We start from the raw sequence: 15,840 nt of genomic DNA, 5'->3' as shown, positions 1-15,840 counted from the left end.
AGTTGCTTTGGTGGGTTTTTGCTTCCGACGGCTAGGGCGGTTCGCTCCACGGGCCATGGAGGATGTCCTGCCCTTCGGCTGGAAACTGCTGCATCCGGCCAGAAAGAATGTTAATTGCCGCTACGCGATATCGGCGTTTTCCTTGAAACCGGATTTGACGTAGGCCAAGGGGGATGATCTCTGGCGCTTTTGTGCCAAGATGTGACCACCACCGGACAGGTCGGGCTGGTGCTCTGCGGCGGCACAGCAACCAGTCATCCACGCTGCCATGCCAGCTTGTCATCGAGTTGGTGCCGGAACTCAAACCAGCCTTGGTCAAAAATTGATTGGTTCAGACCAAACTTGGCGTGAATATTTCTTCCTGGCGCATTTTTCGTATCCGTTGCCGACCTGGGCATATTCCGTACCTGCAAGTCCTCGATATCCACAATCGCCTTTTTTGCTCATCGCGGTCGAGACGTTGTGTCGGCAGTCTCGGCGGCCATTGCCGATGCGGGCCTAAAGGCGCTGAACCTTGGCCTTTGCCTTCCTCCAGTAAACGCTACTGGTCTGGCGATTTCTGTCGCGCGCCAGTAGATTGAACAGCAGCAGAGACCACACTCAAACCAAAGACAGGGATAGCTGCACTATCCGCGGTATTTTCTCCACCCTCAATGGGAGGACTGGCCGCCCACTGGGTCAACTTGAGCGGCGCGATCGCCCCTGCGACAGATGTGGCACCCTTGCCTGGGCCCTATTGCCCTCCTTTGGGGCATCGCCTATTTATTTTGATGGGCCGGGCTGGATTCGAACCAGCGTAGGCGTAGCCAACGGATTTACAGTCCGCCCCCATTAACCACTCGGGCACCGACCCTTTCATCGCGACTTTTTAATATACCATATAGGGGGGAAGACTGGCTATTCCCCTTTTGAGAAAACAATTCCCTACTCGTCGAGGGTGTAGCTTTGCAGGGTTTCTAGGGGTTGGACTTTGAGGAGGCGTTCGGCACGACGAATCTCGCTGTCGCTCCCTTGAATCAAGATCAGGTATTTGCCCCGCTGCAATCGCTTTTCAAAGGGGATGCCGGACTTACCCGTAATTACCACTTGGAGGCCACCGCCTACGGTGAGACTACCAAGAGCACCCGCGATCGCCCCAAAGATGCCCCCCAAAAGACTATTGTTTAGGCGATCCAGCATCGGCAGAATGTCAATTTGAGTGGCTTGGTTAAAGGTAAAACCGGCAAAGAAGCCAAAGGGAACCAGCCAGATCAACATCCGTTGCATTTGCCGGCGAGCGACTTGAAATGGATCAGTCAGTCCCAACTCTGACCACTGTTTGTAGCCTCGGCCCAGGAGGGCTACTTTTTCCATGGGGAAGCCGTCCTTTTCAAGCTGGGTGTAAACGGCCTCCGCCTGGAGGCGATCGCCCAGTGTCGCTACCAAGTAATTTTTCATAGCGATAGGATGAAGGAAATCTCTTGGTTGCCTGCAAAGCTATGCTGCCCCTATTGTCCCACTTTCGCCGCACCTTTGCTGATCTCGGTCTGATTGTCGTGGTCAGTACCCTGGCCAGCACGGTTGTGATTGGGATTCGTCAAATGGGTTGGCTACAACCGCTGGAGCTGGGTGCCTACGATCGCCTGATGCAATGGCGCCCCATGCCCGGCCCCGATCCGCGACTATTGGTGGTGGCAGTCACCGAAGCCGATATTCAACGTTACCGCTCCCTATCGTTACCGGATCAGGTCTATGCTCAAGCCTTACAAAAACTCCTCAAACATCAACCCCGTGCCATTGGTTTGGATATTTACCGCGATTTTCCCATGCCGCCGGGGCATGAGGAGCTCAACCGCCTTTGGCTCAGTTCCGATCGCCTCTTTGCTGTAACCAAACTGGGAAATGCTACCCACCCAACCATTCGCCCGCCGGCTGCCCTCAGTGCCGATCAGGTGGGATTTAATGATGTTACGGTTGATGCCGGTGGCATTATCCGTCGCAGTTTGTTGTTTTTGCCCGACGACCAGGGGAATACGCTCTACTCCTTCTCATTGCGGCTGGCGCTGCGGTATCTAGCGGATGAGGGGATTGAGCCCCGCGGCAGTGATGCGGATCCTTATGTGATGCAGTTGGGGCAGAGCATTTTCACACCCCTGCAACCCAATGATGGCGGCTATGTGGGGGCGGATACGGCGGGGTATCAGGTGATGCTGAACTACCGCGGTGACGAGCGGGCGGTGACATGGGTGCCCCTTGAGGATGTGCTGACGGAACGAGTGGCACCAGAATTGATTCGCGATCGCGTGGTTCTCATTGGCAACATTGCCGAAAGTGGCAAAGATTTTTTCTATACTCCCTTTAGTTCCGGCCTGCGGGACAATCAGCGCATGGCGGGGGTATTTATCCATGCCCAAATGGTGGGGCAATTCATTGATGCGGGTTTGGGCGATCGCGCCGTCATTTGGTTTTGGCCCGACAGTGTCGAGACTGTTTGGATTGTGCTTTGGGCATTGCTGGGTGGCATCCTTGCTTGGCGAGTGCGCCATCCTCTAGCCTTAGGGACCGCAGTGGCAGCGGCTCTACTGCTTCTTTTACTCGTCTGTTATGGCCTATTTCTTAAGTTGGGCTGGGTTCCCCTTGTGCCGCCGGCATTGACACTGCTGCTTAGCAGTGGGGGAGTTGTTACCTACACCGCCCAACAGGCTCAACAACAACGGCAAATGGTGATGCGCCTCCTTGGCCAAAGTATCTCCCCCGAAATTGCCGCTGCCCTATGGGAACGGCGTGATCAACTCCTCAAGGACGGCAAGTTGCCTGGCCAACGTCTGATTGCCACGCTCCTTTTTACCGACTTGAAGGGCTTCAGTACCATTTCTGAAAGAATGGAGCCGGAGGAGCTTTTTAACTGGCTGAATGCCTATCTGGAAAAAGTCGCAGATGTGGTGCAAAGCTACCACGGCGTGATTAATAAGTTCACTGGTGATGGCATTATGGCGGTGTTTGGCGTGCCCATTAAACGGACAAGCCGCGAAGGAATTGCCATTGATGCCCGCAATGCTGTGGATTGTGCCTTGGCCTTGGGACAACTGCTAGAGGAACTGAACCGCGAATGGGCTGCCCAAGGGCTACCGCAGGTGATGATGCGGGCGGGAATTTATACCGGTCCGATTGTTGTTGGCAGTCTCGGTAGTAAAAATCGCCTAGAGTACGGTGTTATTGGCGACAGTGTGAATACGGCCTCGCGTCTTGAAAGTGTGGATAAGCACCGCCAGCCTAGCCCGTGTCGGATTTTAGTGGCTCAAGAAACGCTGGCGTACCTCGGCGATCGCTACGAGGTCGAGGCATGGGGACCTTTGGAACTGAAGGGGAAAGAGCGCAAAATTCAGGTCTTTCGCATTCTCGGTATCCGTCAAGGGCTGGCGATCGCCCCCAACCAACCCACGGCAATTGAACTGGAGATCTAGCGACCGGGAATCAGGGAACTGCTCAGCCGTTGGATAGCCCGGCCAGCAATATCGCGATAGCGCAATTCACCACAGAGAACTTGACCCAGCCGCTGGGTAGCGGAGGGACGTTTCATCGCCAAGCGATAGCCGACCCCCGGCATCCGATGGAAGAGGCCGGCAAGGCGTTGTGCCCACGCCAAGTCTGTCCCCCATTCCTCTTGCAAGGTTTTGCTGTAGGTGGCCAAGGCATCCACTTCTCCCCCAAGAGCTGCATCAATGGCTTCAGCGGCACGCATACCACTGTAGAGGGCGGGACGAACTCCCTCGGCAGAAAAGGGATCCACTAAACCAGCGGCTTCACCGGCAAGGAGGGCATGATGGGTATGCAGGGGCTGCTGACCTTCCCAGATACAGAGGGGATGGTATTGAATCGGACAATCCGCAAGCTGTAGCTGATGGACCGCACAGTACTGTTGCAAAATTGGTTCCCAGTTGGGGCGATCGCTCCCCCGCACAACGGCAACACCCACTGTTCGCTGATCTCCCTTAGGAAAACTCCAGAGGTAGCCGTTTTTAACAAGGCCAAATTCAAAATGGGCTGCGCGATCGCCCCTGGGGTTAGGGACGGTCATCACTGCCGCAGTGCGCCCAACTTTGGGCTTAAACCCTAGCCACCGAGCCATTTGACTATTGGCACCATCAGCCGCAATCAGATACCGCCCCCCATAGGTGGTGGTTGCTGTATGGACTTGCCAGTGATCCTTTTGGAACGTAATCCCTGTAACCTCTGTCTGATCTGCCACCACTGCACCCTTTTGTTGCGCCTGCTGCAACAGGTAGTGATCAAACACTGTACGCTCAACAATCCAGATGGGTTCGGGAATGCTCAACTCGGCTTCAACGGCATCCTTGAACTTCCAACTGTAGCGCACAGTGCGGGTGGTATCGGCAATGGCAGGCTGAAAATCAACGTCAAACCATTGGCCAATCACCGGTGAGATGCCCCCTGTGCAGGGTTTTTGGCGAGGGAGAGCAGCTTTTTCAAGAACTAAAACCGAACGCTGGCGCCGCGCAAGATGATAAGCTGCTGATCCCCCTGCCGGACCACTCCCCACCACAATACAGTCGTAGATTGCTGGCATTTTTCCCAAACAAAAGCCCCAGTCTACCTAGTTTTAACATAAACGGCAAAGCTAGTCCTGGGAGCAGATGTGGAACGCTTGGATTCTGTCGGGCAGCAAGGGCCTAAAGGGTAATCACTTGATCGACCCCCCTTTCGGCAAGGGCGGCATAAAACTGAGGAAAGCAGCCACAGACAACCCCTTCAACCATCCCTTTGGCCTTCACTGAGCCTGTACCGCATTCATCAAATGTCCCTTCCGCTAAACCACGGCGCACTGCGCACTGGTCGCAGGCCATGAGTAAAATCCCCTGTTCCTTAGCGATGGGAGCTAAGCGCTCACCCACTGGATCTCCTAGACGCAAGCAAAATAGATTATCGTCAAAAAACATCATGCCCACCACTTGGGCACCGTGATCCCCGCGTTCAAGCTGGGGCAGCACCATCGTTGCCAGCTTAAAGGTGCTGGCCATGTTAGTGGCAAAAATATAGGCAACTTTCATGGATCAGTGCTCCTTAAAGCAGCATTCAAGCAATGAACAGTCATTAGGATTGGGCTTGGGAACGGCGCCGCCGGCAGCGATCAGAACAGTACTTCACCTCCTGCCAGCAATCGGCCCACTTTTTGCGCCACTGGAAAGGACGGCCACAGACGATACAAACTTTGCTGGGAAAGTCCGCTTTGCGACGTTGCTTGGCCATGATTGACGTTTATCGATCAGTTATGGATCAGTGACACAGGCGGCCAACTGGTTCAGTAGGGTTGCATGATCTAAGTTCTGGCCAATGAGAACCAGTTGATTTTTGCGATCGCCCTTCCATTCCTCATCATCGAGACTAAAGCGCTTACCACTGAGGTGAAAGACGTGGCGGCGGGGACTTTCCTTAAACCAAAGGATGCCCTTGGCGCGAAAGACGGATTGGGGTAGTTGGTGGTCAAGAAAATACTGGAATTTTCGCAGTTCAAAGGGGCGATCGCTCTGGAAAGACACGGAGGTAAAGCCATCCTCCTCAAGGTGATTAGAGTGATGATGGTGGTGATGATGATCAGAATCGCAATGGTCATCACACCCATGATCGTGCTCATGATCGTGGTCGTGCTCAGAGTGTTCGTGTTCCGGATCAAAGTAGCGATCGCTCTGAAACAATCCCACACTCAAAATCAAGGGCAGCGGTACCTGTGCCTTCACCGTGCGAATGATCCGTGCCCCCTCCCGCATCTCGTGAATGCGCCGTTCTAGCTCCTGCAAGCGTTCCTCGGTGACTAGGTCGGCTTTGTTGAGGAGAATAATGTCACCGTAGGCAATTTGGCTTTGGGCAGCGCTGCTATTGAAAAGATCCAGACTAAAGTTCTCCGCATCCACCACGGTAATAATCGAGTCCAAGCGGGTGAGATCCCGTAGATCGGTCCCCAGAAATGTTAGCGCCACCGGCAACGGATCCGCCAATCCCGTTGTTTCCACCACCAAATAGTCCACCTTATCGGGCCGCTCAAGCACCCGATAGACGGCATTGATCAAGTCGTTGTTGATAGTGCAGCAGATACAGCCGTTGCTGAGCTCCACCATGCCCTCATCTTGGGACACCAATAGCTGGTTATCAATGCCAATCTCGCCAAATTCATTGACCAGTACAGCGGTTTTGAGGCCTTCTTGGTTCGTGAGAATATGGTTTAGGAGGGTTGTTTTGCCACTCCCCAGAAAACCCGTGATGATGGTGACAGGCAGACCGTGTTTTTCAGCCTGCATTTTTGGAGAGGAATGAGAGAGGGTTGTTGTCATAGGTCAGTGGCTCAAGAAAAAGAGAATCATTCTCATATTTTAACTATAACAAAGAACTTGCCGCCCCTTCCTAGGGAACACCGCCAAGGGCGATCGCTGTGCTGTAGGCTAGAAGCAACCACTTTACTCCGATTCCTCAGATCTAGCCATTCCCAAAAGGGCAATGCCACTTACTGCTGTATCCCCTATCCCTACCAAGGGTTCTAGGAAATACGGTAACCTGTTGGAGCCTCATCATTCAACCATCTATGTCGAACCAGCCGTTGCAACGCCGCACCAAAATTGTCGCCACCATTGGTCCAGCAGTCAGTCACCCCGACAAATTGCGCGCCATTATTCAAGCGGGAGCAACCACCCTGCGTCTAAACTTTTCCCATGGCACCCATGACGATCACCAGCGCAGCATTCGCCTCATTCGCCAAATTTCCTATGAACTCGGGCAACCGGTGGGGATTTTGCAGGACTTGCAAGGCCCCAAGATTCGCCTTGGGCGGTTTGAGCATGGCTCCATTTCCCTCAAGCGGGGCGATCGCTTTACCCTCACGAGTCGCCCTATCCTGGGCAATCAGCACATTAGCTCAATTACCTATCCCCCCTTGGCCCAAGAGGTGCCCGCCGGTGCCACGATTTTGCTCGACGATGGCCGCGTGGAAATGCTCGTGGAAGAAGTGGATAAAGAGGCGGGGGAGCTCCATTGCCAAGTGATTGTTGGGGGTACCCTCTCCAATGCCAAGGGTGTGAACTTTCCGGGGGTTTACCTTTCGATTAAAGCCCTAACAGAGAAAGATCGCGAAGATCTGATGTTTGGCCTCAATCAAGGGGTGGATTGGGTGGCCCTCAGCTTCGTTCGCAATCCCCAAGATGTACTGGAGATCAAAGAACTGATTGCCAACGCTGGGAAGCAGGTGCCAGTCATTGCCAAAATCGAAAAGCACGAGGCGATCGAGCAGATGGATGCCATTCTCTCCCTCTGTGATGGCGTCATGGTGGCACGGGGTGATTTGGGGGTTGAATTGCCCGCCGAAGATGTACCGATTCTGCAAAAACGGCTGATCGCTGCTGCCAACCGCTTGGGCATTCCGGTCATTACGGCCACACAAATGCTCGACAGCATGGTGAAAAGCCCTCGTCCTACCCGGGCCGAGATTTCCGATGTCGCCAATGCCATTCTCGATGGCACTGATGCCGTGATGCTCTCCAATGAAACGGCGATGGGGGAATACCCCGTCGAGGCGGTCAAGATGATGGCCACCATTGCCGCCCGCATTGACAATCAACCTCAACTGCGGCAACCTCCCGGGGCTGAGTCTACGGCGGTGCGTTCTATTCCCAGTGCCATTAGTCAAGCGGTGGGACAGGTGGCGGCGCAGCTGCATGCCAAAGCGATCATTACCCAAACTAAAACAGGCGCAACGGCGCGGAATGTTTCCAAGTTTCGTCCCCAAATTCCTATTTTGGCGGCAACACCCCATATCGAAGTGGCCCGTCGCCTCCAGTTGGTCTGGGGCGTCGAACCGCTGCTGACATTGGATCATCCCTCGATGCGCGAATCCTTCCAGGCGGCGATTAATGCTGCCCAGGAGCGGGGCTTCCTTGAGGAGGGGGATCTGGTGGTCATGACGGCGGGCACCCTACAAGGGGTTTCTGGCTCCACGGATATGATCAAGGTGGAACTGGTTACCTCAGTGATGGGACGGGGTTGTGGCATTGGCCATGGATCTGTTAGTGGTCCTGCGCGGGTGGTACGCCAAGGGATGCCGGTGCGTACGTTTAATCGTGGGGAAATTTTGGTGGCTGAGCGCACCAGTGCTGAGTTGGTGGAAGTGATTCGCAAAGCGGCAGGCATTATTACCGAGGAGGACAGCCTCACAAGCCATGCCGCCGTCTTGGGGTTGCGGCTGGGTATTCCTGTGATTGTGGGCGTCAAAAATGCCACTCGCCTGATCCGTGAGGGCACCATTCTGACGATGGATGTGGAACGGGGCGTGGTTTATTCCGGTGCCCGCAATGGCGGCGAGCGATCGCCAGAGTAGGAGGAAGGCATGATGTTTTTTCAAGTTCATCCCCACCTCACGGATTTGGTGATCCGTACCCTGCAGGCCACATGGCAACAGTTTCCTTGGCTGGGGCAGGAGGATATTGCCCTGACCTTACTGGTGTACCCACCACCGATTCCCGTCAATACCGGCGGAGCACTGACGGCAGCAGAGTTTTGGCAGTACTTGATTCCCGGCGCTCACTATCGCGGCGATGTGCCCATGTACCCGGCCAGTGTGGTGAAACTGTTTTATCTTGTGGCTTGTCATGAGTGGCTCCACAGTGGCATGCTCCAGCCCGATGCGGAATTGGAACGCGCCATGCGGGATATGATTGTGGATTCCAGCAACGATGCCACCAGCCTAGTGGTGGATATGCTCACGGGAACCACCAGTGGCCCAGTGCTGCCGCCGGAACCTTTTCGGACGTGGCAATACCAGCGCAATATCGTCAATCGCTATTTTCAGTCCTTGGGGTGGCCAGAACTAACGCAGATCAACGTGAATCAAAAAACATGGTGCGAGGGTCCCTATGGACGAGAGCAGGAATTTGTTGGGCGCGATCGCCAGAATGCCAATCGTCTAACAACCAATGCCACGGCCAAGTTAATCCACAGTATTGTTGGCGGTGTTGCGGTTTCTGCCAGCGCCAGTCAAGGGATGATGGAACTGATGGAGCGATCGCTCGATCCAGAGCTTTTGGCTCAGGATCCAGAAAACCAGGTCCAGGGGTTTTTGGGGGAAGGGCTACCTCCAGGGGCCAAGCTGTGGTCAAAGGCGGGACTCACCAGTTGGGTGCGCCATGATGCCGCCTATATTGAACTACCGGATCGCTGCCCCTATACCTTGGTGGTCTTTATGGAAAATTCCACTGCCAGTAAAAATACAGAGGTACTGCCCTTCATTTCCCGTCAGATTGCCAGTGGCATTCCCACCCTAGAGGGCGCCGGCGTACTGTAGGCCACTGACAACGCCAGCCGCCAAAAGGTGACCAAAGCTGGTGGTGGCCAGCAATTCTGGCAGACCAAAGCCCTCAAAGAGGGCAGGCAAGGCAATGGGTAAGCCGGGGCCTTTTCCCCGCGATTGAATGGCATAGCGGCCAAGGGCGATCGCAAACAGGTTGCAGAGGATCACCACCAACCCCACAGAGGGCGTCCAAGTGGTATCGGGGAGCGTGGCTAACACCATGGTTCCTCCTAAATGGGTACAATTGCCCATGAATTATACGGAACCGCCCGATCGGCCACCCCCAGTTCGTTACAAAACGGTGCATCTCGTTACAAATGCTTAACTCAACTATCCCTGCAAGAATTGCTGTTAAAATTTGTGGTTTGACCCTCCCTGAGCAGGCGATCGCGATCGCCCAAATGGGTGTCAGTGCTCTTGGCTTCATTACTGTCCCCCATTCGCCCCGCTACGTCAGCGCCCCAACCATTGCAGAGATTTGTCGGCAATTGCCCCCTGCCGTGCTGACGGTAGCTGTTGTCGCCAATCTTGATTTAGAGGCATTAGCCAATTTAGTCACAACCACAGGGGTCCAAGCGCTCCAGCTCCATGGCAGTGAATCCCCTGAATTTTGCCAATCGGTGCGCCAGACCTTCCCCAATATCGTGCTCATCAAAGCCCTGCGGGTGCAATCGGCAGCTACATTGGCAGCAATCCCAGCCTACGCGTCGACGGTAGATCGCATTCTCTTGGATGCTTACCATCCGCAGCAGTTGGGAGGCACAGGTCAGCCCTTTGACTGGACGCTCCTCAAAGCGTTGCACATTCCCTGCCCTTGGTGGCTGGCGGGGGGCATTACACCCGAAAATTGCCGGCAAGCGATCGCCCAAACTCAACCCCAGGGGATTGATCTGGCCAGTGGGGTGGAAAGTCGGCCGGGGGTCAAGGATCTAGGGCGCGTGGCAGCGTTGCTGAGCAACCTAGGGATAAATGCAAATCATTCCCTGTACCCTGAGGGCAGCCGCTTCTAGCCGCAACTCTTGAAGAGCAACCCCATCACCCAAATCAATGGTCACTGTGGGGTGAATGTCACGTTCCCCTTGCCAGTGCACCTTTTCTAAGCAGAGGGTCCGTTCATCCTGCAAGCGCACATGGGTCATTAGAGGCCAATCCACCTGCTCTCCTTGGGCATTCACCATCGAGAAGATCAGTTTGAGGCAGCCCGGCCCCAATTCTCCCTGTGTTTGTAGCAGTTGCCACTCTTGGAGATCCACTCCCGCCTTGCCCAAGCCCCGCTGATGGAGCAATTTCAGTAGTTCCCCTAGGCCGGATTGCAGGAGGGGAGCCCCCAAGGAGGCGTTGAGATCGTCTTGGCTCAGAACCAGCTCCCCCCGCAGGGGCACCGGTGCCAAGAGTTTTAGGGGTTTGCCCCGCAACACCTGCCCTAGATTAATTTGAATCTGTTCCGCTTGGACGGCCGCTTGGCGCAATTGAATCCCGCGATAACTGGCTTTTGCTGCGGCAACGCGCACATGGGGCAAGTACCCCCGCAATAGCTGGCGATCGCCCCCTTGAATCTCAATTTCCAGGCCGGTTGCCTGCTCTAACTGTGAGGATAACCACCACTGCAGTGCCGGTTGCAATACCCGTGGGATCAGCCCCCGCTCAGCAGCAGAAGATGAAGCAACCAAAGCCTCAGCCATTTCTGGCAACGTTGACGCCATACCCACTCCTCACAACTGTTTCTATCTACTCTCTACTTCCCCTACCTAGGCCGGCCTATGGGGCTAGTTTGCTGATTTTAACGAAACTAGATGTCGGTTTGGTCTTGGTAGAGGCAACTTTCCTCACCTGCTAGACATCTACCGCTGCCAACCCTCCCCTGAAGTCGCGATGCCCCCAGCACTTTTGGGGGGAAGCACTCTGGATTGGTTCTAGACTGAGGGGTGATGCTTTCCTAGGCAGAAAGGGGAACCAATAGGTGAGGATCAACCCTAAGGCGGGTGGCTAAGGTTTGTAGGTGCCGGCGATCGCCCTCGCTAAGGTGCCTACCCGTCTGCCGCAGTTGACCCATGAGGGTATAAAGCTGCTCCTGGGCCCGATCCAGATTCAGGTTCAAACCCAAGGCCTCCGCGATTGTGATCAAATCCTGAAGCAAGGGACTCAATTGTCCTAGGGTATGAGTCTGCAAATGGTGAGCCAGATAGCGTAATCCCGTCGTAATGGTCTGCTCGAGGAGCCGTTGTTGCTCTTGAAGACCAAGTTGACAGCCCAACAGCCGCGCTTCGCGGGCGATCGCTGCCAATTCCGCCAAATGGCTTTGCAGATCTGCCAAGGGCAAATCAGCAAGATCGCTGAGGTCCTGCTCTAAACTTCGCAAATGGCTAATGGCACGATGGGTTAAAGCCACCGCCGCGGCCACCTGCAATTCCTGGGGCACGCTCAGGCCATCCCGCTGAAACCCCATGAGGATGCCGTAGTTATCACGATAGACTTGGGTATACAGCTGATCCAAGCGGTTGAGGGTTTCCCGCGCCAGCACCCCCATGAGGCGGTGTCGTTCTTCCGCAAAGAGATCGTCCAAGCTGTAGGCGAGCCCCCCAAAGCGTTCCGTCATTGCCATCACCACCCGCGCCGCACTGCCCTGTTGGAAGGCTTGCAGGAGATGGGTCTTGATCTGGCTATATTCGCGCCGCCCTTGGAAGGGTTGAATAACACAGTGGAAATCCCAGCCCCCCAGGTGCAAGACAGCAAAGATCAACAGTTGTGACTCGGTTGTCATCGTCGAGGTGAGTTGAATTTGGCCGATCGCCAGCGTCAGGCTGCCCATGCGTTGGAGATGGTAATCCCCCTGCTCAATCTCATAGCAGTAGAGTTGGTGTTGGCGGGGATAACTGTTAAAGAGGGAGCTGATGGCATAGTGGGCAGCCACCTGCCGTAGGCTAATTTGCGCTGTTTTTACCAACTGGTGATAGACCCTTGCCCCATCGCCAAACTGCGGCAGATTGCTGGGGGCCGCTGCCAGCCGCTCAATAAACTCGGGTTCCAACTGTACGCCGGCGACATCCCCTGCCAGTTCGATTGCCCGTGCGGCATAGCGGAGAATTTGCACCCCCTCCGGCCGTGAGAGCTCATCAAAGAACCAACCACAACTGGTAAACATCAGCAGGGCATGGTGCTGCATCTCCAGCAGACGCAGAGCATCAATTTGCTCCCTTTGACTCAGGGGATGACGTTGGTGGTGTGCCAAAAAGCGGTGCAGGGTCTCCGGGGAGCGATCGCCAATCACCGCAATATAGGCATCGCGGGCCGCCCAAACCTCCTGAAATAAATCACTGCCCAGGGTTTCATAAATATCAATGAGCTCATCCCGCAACCAGTTCAGGGCATCTCGCAAGGGGCGTCGCCACCGTTGATGCCACTCGCCACCCCCACCGCAGCCACAATTGTCCTGCCAGCGATCCACTCCATGGGCACAACTCCAAGCGGTGACTGGTTTGAGTTCCACTTCCCAAGTGGGGGGAAAGAGGCTGAGGTAATAGGCAAAGTTGGTAATCTGCCAACCCCGCTGTGGAAATTCCACCCTAAAGGCATAGGCGAGGGCTTTTTCACCGCCATGCTTATGATGGCCAAAGGTCTCACCGTCGGTGGCAACGGCAATAATTTGACTGGGGCGACGATCGCCGCGCACGGCCTGCCCCAACCGTCCTGCTAGAAATTGGGAGCTACTGAGCAGGTCACTAAAGCCTATATCGCGCGAAATGGGACCGTCGTAGAAGAAGATGTCTAGGTAATCCCGCTGGCGATCGCCCCCTGGTAAATAGCAGCGATAGGGACGCGTTGGATCAATTTGGCTGCCGCTGACCTCGATCCACTCCGCCTCCCCCTCAGGCAGAATCGGGCGACAGCGTTGAGCCTGGGAAGGCGCCAAAACGGTAAAACGAATCCCCTCCTGAATCAGTGCGGCTACAGTTTCATAATCAATGGCCGTTTCTGCCAGCCACATCCCCTCGGGTTCGCGGCCAAACCGCCGCCGAAAGTCCGCCTTGCCCCAACGAATTTGGGTCAATTTATCCCGATAGTTGGCCAAGGGCAGAATCATGTGGTTATAGACTTGGGCGATCGCGTTGCCGTGGCCATTGAAGCGCTGACAACTGTGGCGATCGGCCTCAATAATGCGCTGATAGACCTCGAGATCGTAGCGCTCCAGCCAACTAAAGAGCGTTGGGCCAATATTAAAGCTTAGGTATTCAAAGTTATTGACAATATCAATGACCTCCCCGCGATCGTTGAGGATGCGGGCAAAGGCATTGGGGCGATAGCACTCGTAGTAAATGCGCTCATTCCAATCGTGAAAGGGGTGGGCACTGGGTTGATATTCAATGGCATTGAGGTAGGGGTTTTCGCGGGGGGGCTGATAGAAATGGCCATGGATAGTGATGTAGACCCCCAGGGCTTGCAGTTGATCGGCAGCGGCAGCAGCAGCGATAGGCGTCACATCCGTTGAATTCAGCATGCAGATCAACCACAGGACAAGACGGTAGTTTACTTTACTTTAATCATCGGCGATCGCCCCAGGGACTAGGCCGTCTGTGACGAAACTTCAAGCTCCGCAAGATTGAGTTACGCTAGGGCACCACCAGGACCGGACAGGGCGCCAAATTAATGACGCGGGTGCTGACACTTTCTTGAAATCCCTCTGGGGTAAGCGCCGTTCCTCGGCAGCCCATAATAATTAAGCTGGCATTGATCTCATCGGCCACATCACAGATCACAAAGGCAGGTTTGCCGCGCCGTAGCAAGGTTTCCGCCACAATCGCCTGTTGGGCAAAGGCTTCCTTCACTCGATTCAAAAATTCAGCGATCGCTGCCTCTAGCTCCGGATCGGGTTCTGGGCTTTCCTCCACCGACAGCAAAAACAACTGGCTCTGGAACAGTTTCACCATCTCAACCACAGTGGGCATGGCTTCTTGGGTGTCACGGCTACGGTCAATGGGAAAAAGAATGGTCTTGAACATAGAGTTCACCTCATGGGAGTCAAGTGGAAGGGCACGCCCTTGGGTAGAATCAGGTGAGGGATTTGTAGCGCATCACTCCATCGCTAGCCGGGATTGTTATGCCCCTAGTACTATCATCTATCTTTTAACGCATTTAGGAGGCTCTAGCGTGTCTAAAAAATCCGTAGCGCAATTATCCGCTGCCGACTTAGAAGGAAAGCGTGTCCTCGTGCGGGTGGATTTTAATGTCCCCGTCGATGAAAAGGGCGTCATCACCGATGAGACTCGTATCCGTGCGGCCCTGCCCACCATTCAAGACCTGATCAGCAAAGGTGCAAAAGTCATTCTGGTCAGCCACTTTGGCCGTCCCAAGGGCGTGGATGAGAAGTTGCGCCTCACCCCTGTGGCCCAGCGGCTCTCAGAACTGCTCCACAAACCCGTGGCCAAGCTCGATGACTGCATTGGCGATGCGGTGATCGCCCACACCCAAGCCATGGCCAACGGGGATGTCTGCCTACTGGAGAATGTGCGCTTCCATCCGGGGGAAGAAAAAAACGATCCCGAATTTGCCAAGCAACTGGCCGCCTGTGCAGAAGTCTATGTCAATGATGCCTTTGGCACTGCCCACCGCGCCCATGCCTCAACCGCTGGGGTGACTCAGTACCTCAGTCCTTGCGTGGCGGGCTTTTTGATGGAGAAAGAACTGGAATATCTGCAAAATGCCATCGAACATCCCCGCCGTCCCCTGGCGGCTATTGTCGGGGGATCAAAAGTCTCTTCTAAGATTGGTGTCATTGAAGCCCTTTTAGAAAAAGTGGATAAATTGCTCATTGGCGGCGGCATGATCTTCACTTTCTATAAAGCGCGGGGGCTCAATGTTGGCAAGTCTCTCGTGGAAGAAGACAAATTGGAACTAGCCAAGCACCTGGAAACCAAGGCCCAGGAGAAAGGGGTGGAGTTGCTCTTGCCAACAGATGTTGTCGTGGCGGATAACTTTGCCAACGATGCCAATAGCCAAGTGGTCAGTATCGAAGCGATTCCTGACGACTGGATGGGGCTAGATATTGGGCCTGCTTCTGTCAAGCGCTTCCAAGAGGCACTCCAAGATTGCAAAACGGTGATCTGGAACGGCCCAATGGGGGTGTTTGAGTTTGATCAATTTGCCAAGGGGACAGAGGCGATCGCCCGCTATTTGGCTGAGCTTACCAGTCAGGGGGTCTGCACAATTATTGGCGGCGGCGATTCTGTGGCTGCTGTGGAAAAAGTTGGCGTCGCCGATCGCATGAGCCACATTTCCACCGGTGGCGGGGCGAGTCTTGAACTCCTCGAAGGCAAACAACTGCCAGGTATTGCTGCCCTTGATGATGCCTAGGCCGTCATCAGACATCCTCTTCTCGATCAATCTTGATCAACGCTTCTGCATCGAATCATCAAATTTGTGAATTTTCTGTGAATTTTCCATCCCCCCTCTAGGGGGCTTTTTTGTGCTGTGGGAGCCACGTTCAACCCTCAGGTTGCTGCAATTTGTTAATTTTT

General features: G+C 54.7%; 15 protein-coding genes and 1 tRNA gene. 5 read left to right on the top strand and 11 right to left on the bottom strand.

Annotated elements, in window-relative coordinates:
- Positions 1-31: 31 nt before the first annotated feature.
- The 3 genes from TLL_RS11580 to TLL_RS11570 form a co-directional block, all read right to left on the bottom strand.
- On the bottom strand, positions 32-283 hold the full coding sequence (locus tag TLL_RS11580) for a hypothetical protein (RefSeq protein ID WP_164921013.1): 252 nt from the start codon (positions 281-283) through the stop codon (positions 32-34).
- 488 nt (positions 284-771) lie between these two features.
- A tRNA-Tyr gene (locus TLL_RS11575) sits at positions 772-853 on the bottom strand.
- A gap of 71 nt (positions 854-924) precedes the next feature.
- The gene (locus tag TLL_RS11570; RefSeq protein ID WP_231833780.1) at positions 925-1,425 is read right to left on the bottom strand and encodes a hypothetical protein; all 501 of its coding nucleotides are present in this window, start codon (positions 1,423-1,425) and stop codon (positions 925-927) included.
- 35 nt (positions 1,426-1,460) lie between these two features.
- Between TLL_RS11570 and TLL_RS11565 the strand changes: the two genes are divergently transcribed.
- A complete protein-coding gene (locus TLL_RS11565; RefSeq protein WP_231833779.1) occupies positions 1,461-3,443 on the top strand; it encodes a CHASE2 domain-containing protein in 1,983 nt (660 codons plus the stop codon).
- Here the strand turns inward: TLL_RS11565 and TLL_RS11560 are convergent.
- The 4 genes from TLL_RS11560 to TLL_RS11545 all read right to left on the bottom strand — a co-directional run bounded on the left by TLL_RS11560 (position 3,440) and on the right by TLL_RS11545 (position 6,326).
- Positions 3,440-4,558, bottom strand: coding sequence for a geranylgeranyl reductase family protein (locus tag TLL_RS11560; protein ID WP_164921229.1), 1,119 nt, complete (start codon positions 4,556-4,558; stop codon positions 3,440-3,442). The two genes, TLL_RS11565 and TLL_RS11560, sit on opposite strands and share 4 nt — an antisense overlap.
- Positions 4,559-4,670: 112 nt before the next feature.
- Positions 4,671-5,048 carry a SaoD/DsrE family protein gene (locus TLL_RS11555; RefSeq protein WP_011058111.1) on the bottom strand — a complete coding sequence of 126 codons (378 nt, stop codon included), beginning with the start codon at positions 5,046-5,048 and terminating at the stop codon, positions 4,671-4,673.
- Positions 5,049-5,091: 43 nt separating this feature from the next.
- The gene (locus TLL_RS11550; RefSeq protein WP_011058110.1) at positions 5,092-5,247 is read right to left on the bottom strand and encodes a DUF2256 domain-containing protein; all 156 of its coding nucleotides are present in this window, start codon (positions 5,245-5,247) and stop codon (positions 5,092-5,094) included.
- A 20-nt stretch (positions 5,248-5,267) separates the two neighbouring features.
- Positions 5,268-6,326, bottom strand: coding sequence for a CobW family GTP-binding protein (locus tag TLL_RS11545; protein WP_011058109.1), 1,059 nt, complete (start codon positions 6,324-6,326; stop codon positions 5,268-5,270).
- A gap of 248 nt (positions 6,327-6,574) precedes the next feature.
- On the opposite strand from TLL_RS11545, the gene pyk reads away from it, so the two are divergent.
- Positions 6,575-8,359, top strand: a complete 1,785-nt coding sequence (gene pyk, locus TLL_RS11540) for a pyruvate kinase (RefSeq protein ID WP_011058108.1) — start codon at positions 6,575-6,577, stop codon at positions 8,357-8,359.
- Positions 8,360-8,368: 9 nt separating this feature from the next.
- Entirely contained in the window at positions 8,369-9,322 is a 954-nt protein-coding gene (locus tag TLL_RS11535) for a serine hydrolase (protein ID WP_011058107.1), read from the top strand.
- Here TLL_RS11535 and psaK read toward each other — a convergent pair.
- Complete coding sequence (gene psaK, locus TLL_RS11530; RefSeq protein ID WP_164921012.1) at positions 9,299-9,550, bottom strand: photosystem I reaction center subunit PsaK; 252 nt, start codon at positions 9,548-9,550, stop codon at positions 9,299-9,301. The two genes, TLL_RS11535 and psaK, sit on opposite strands and share 24 nt — an antisense overlap.
- Positions 9,551-9,645: 95 nt before the next feature.
- Here psaK and TLL_RS11525 point away from each other — a divergent pair, with 95 nt between their 5' ends.
- A complete protein-coding gene (locus TLL_RS11525; RefSeq protein ID WP_011058105.1) occupies positions 9,646-10,338 on the top strand; it encodes a phosphoribosylanthranilate isomerase in 693 nt (230 codons plus the stop codon).
- On the opposite strand, the gene TLL_RS11520 is transcribed toward TLL_RS11525, so the two are convergent.
- The 3 genes from TLL_RS11520 to TLL_RS11510 all read right to left on the bottom strand — a co-directional run bounded on the left by TLL_RS11520 (position 10,288) and on the right by TLL_RS11510 (position 14,325).
- On the bottom strand, positions 10,288-11,031 hold the full coding sequence (locus TLL_RS11520) for a DUF2993 domain-containing protein (protein WP_164921011.1): 744 nt from the start codon (positions 11,029-11,031) through the stop codon (positions 10,288-10,290). The genes TLL_RS11525 and TLL_RS11520 overlap by 51 nt on opposite strands.
- Positions 11,032-11,264: 233 nt before the next feature.
- Positions 11,265-13,823, bottom strand: coding sequence for a DUF3536 domain-containing protein (locus tag TLL_RS11515; RefSeq protein WP_011058103.1), 2,559 nt, complete (start codon positions 13,821-13,823; stop codon positions 11,265-11,267).
- A 112-nt stretch (positions 13,824-13,935) separates the two neighbouring features.
- Complete coding sequence (locus TLL_RS11510; protein ID WP_011058102.1) at positions 13,936-14,325, bottom strand: universal stress protein; 390 nt, start codon at positions 14,323-14,325, stop codon at positions 13,936-13,938.
- Between the two features lie 148 nt (positions 14,326-14,473).
- Between TLL_RS11510 and TLL_RS11505 the strand changes: the two genes are divergently transcribed.
- Complete coding sequence (locus TLL_RS11505) at positions 14,474-15,676, top strand: phosphoglycerate kinase (protein ID WP_011058101.1); 1,203 nt, start codon at positions 14,474-14,476, stop codon at positions 15,674-15,676.
- Positions 15,677-15,840: the final 164 nt, after the last annotated feature.

Source organism: Thermosynechococcus vestitus BP-1, assembly GCF_000011345.1.
GTDB lineage: Bacteria > Cyanobacteriota > Cyanobacteriia > Thermosynechococcales > Thermosynechococcaceae > Thermosynechococcus > Thermosynechococcus vestitus.
This window is presented reverse-complemented; position numbering and strand designations above follow the sequence as displayed.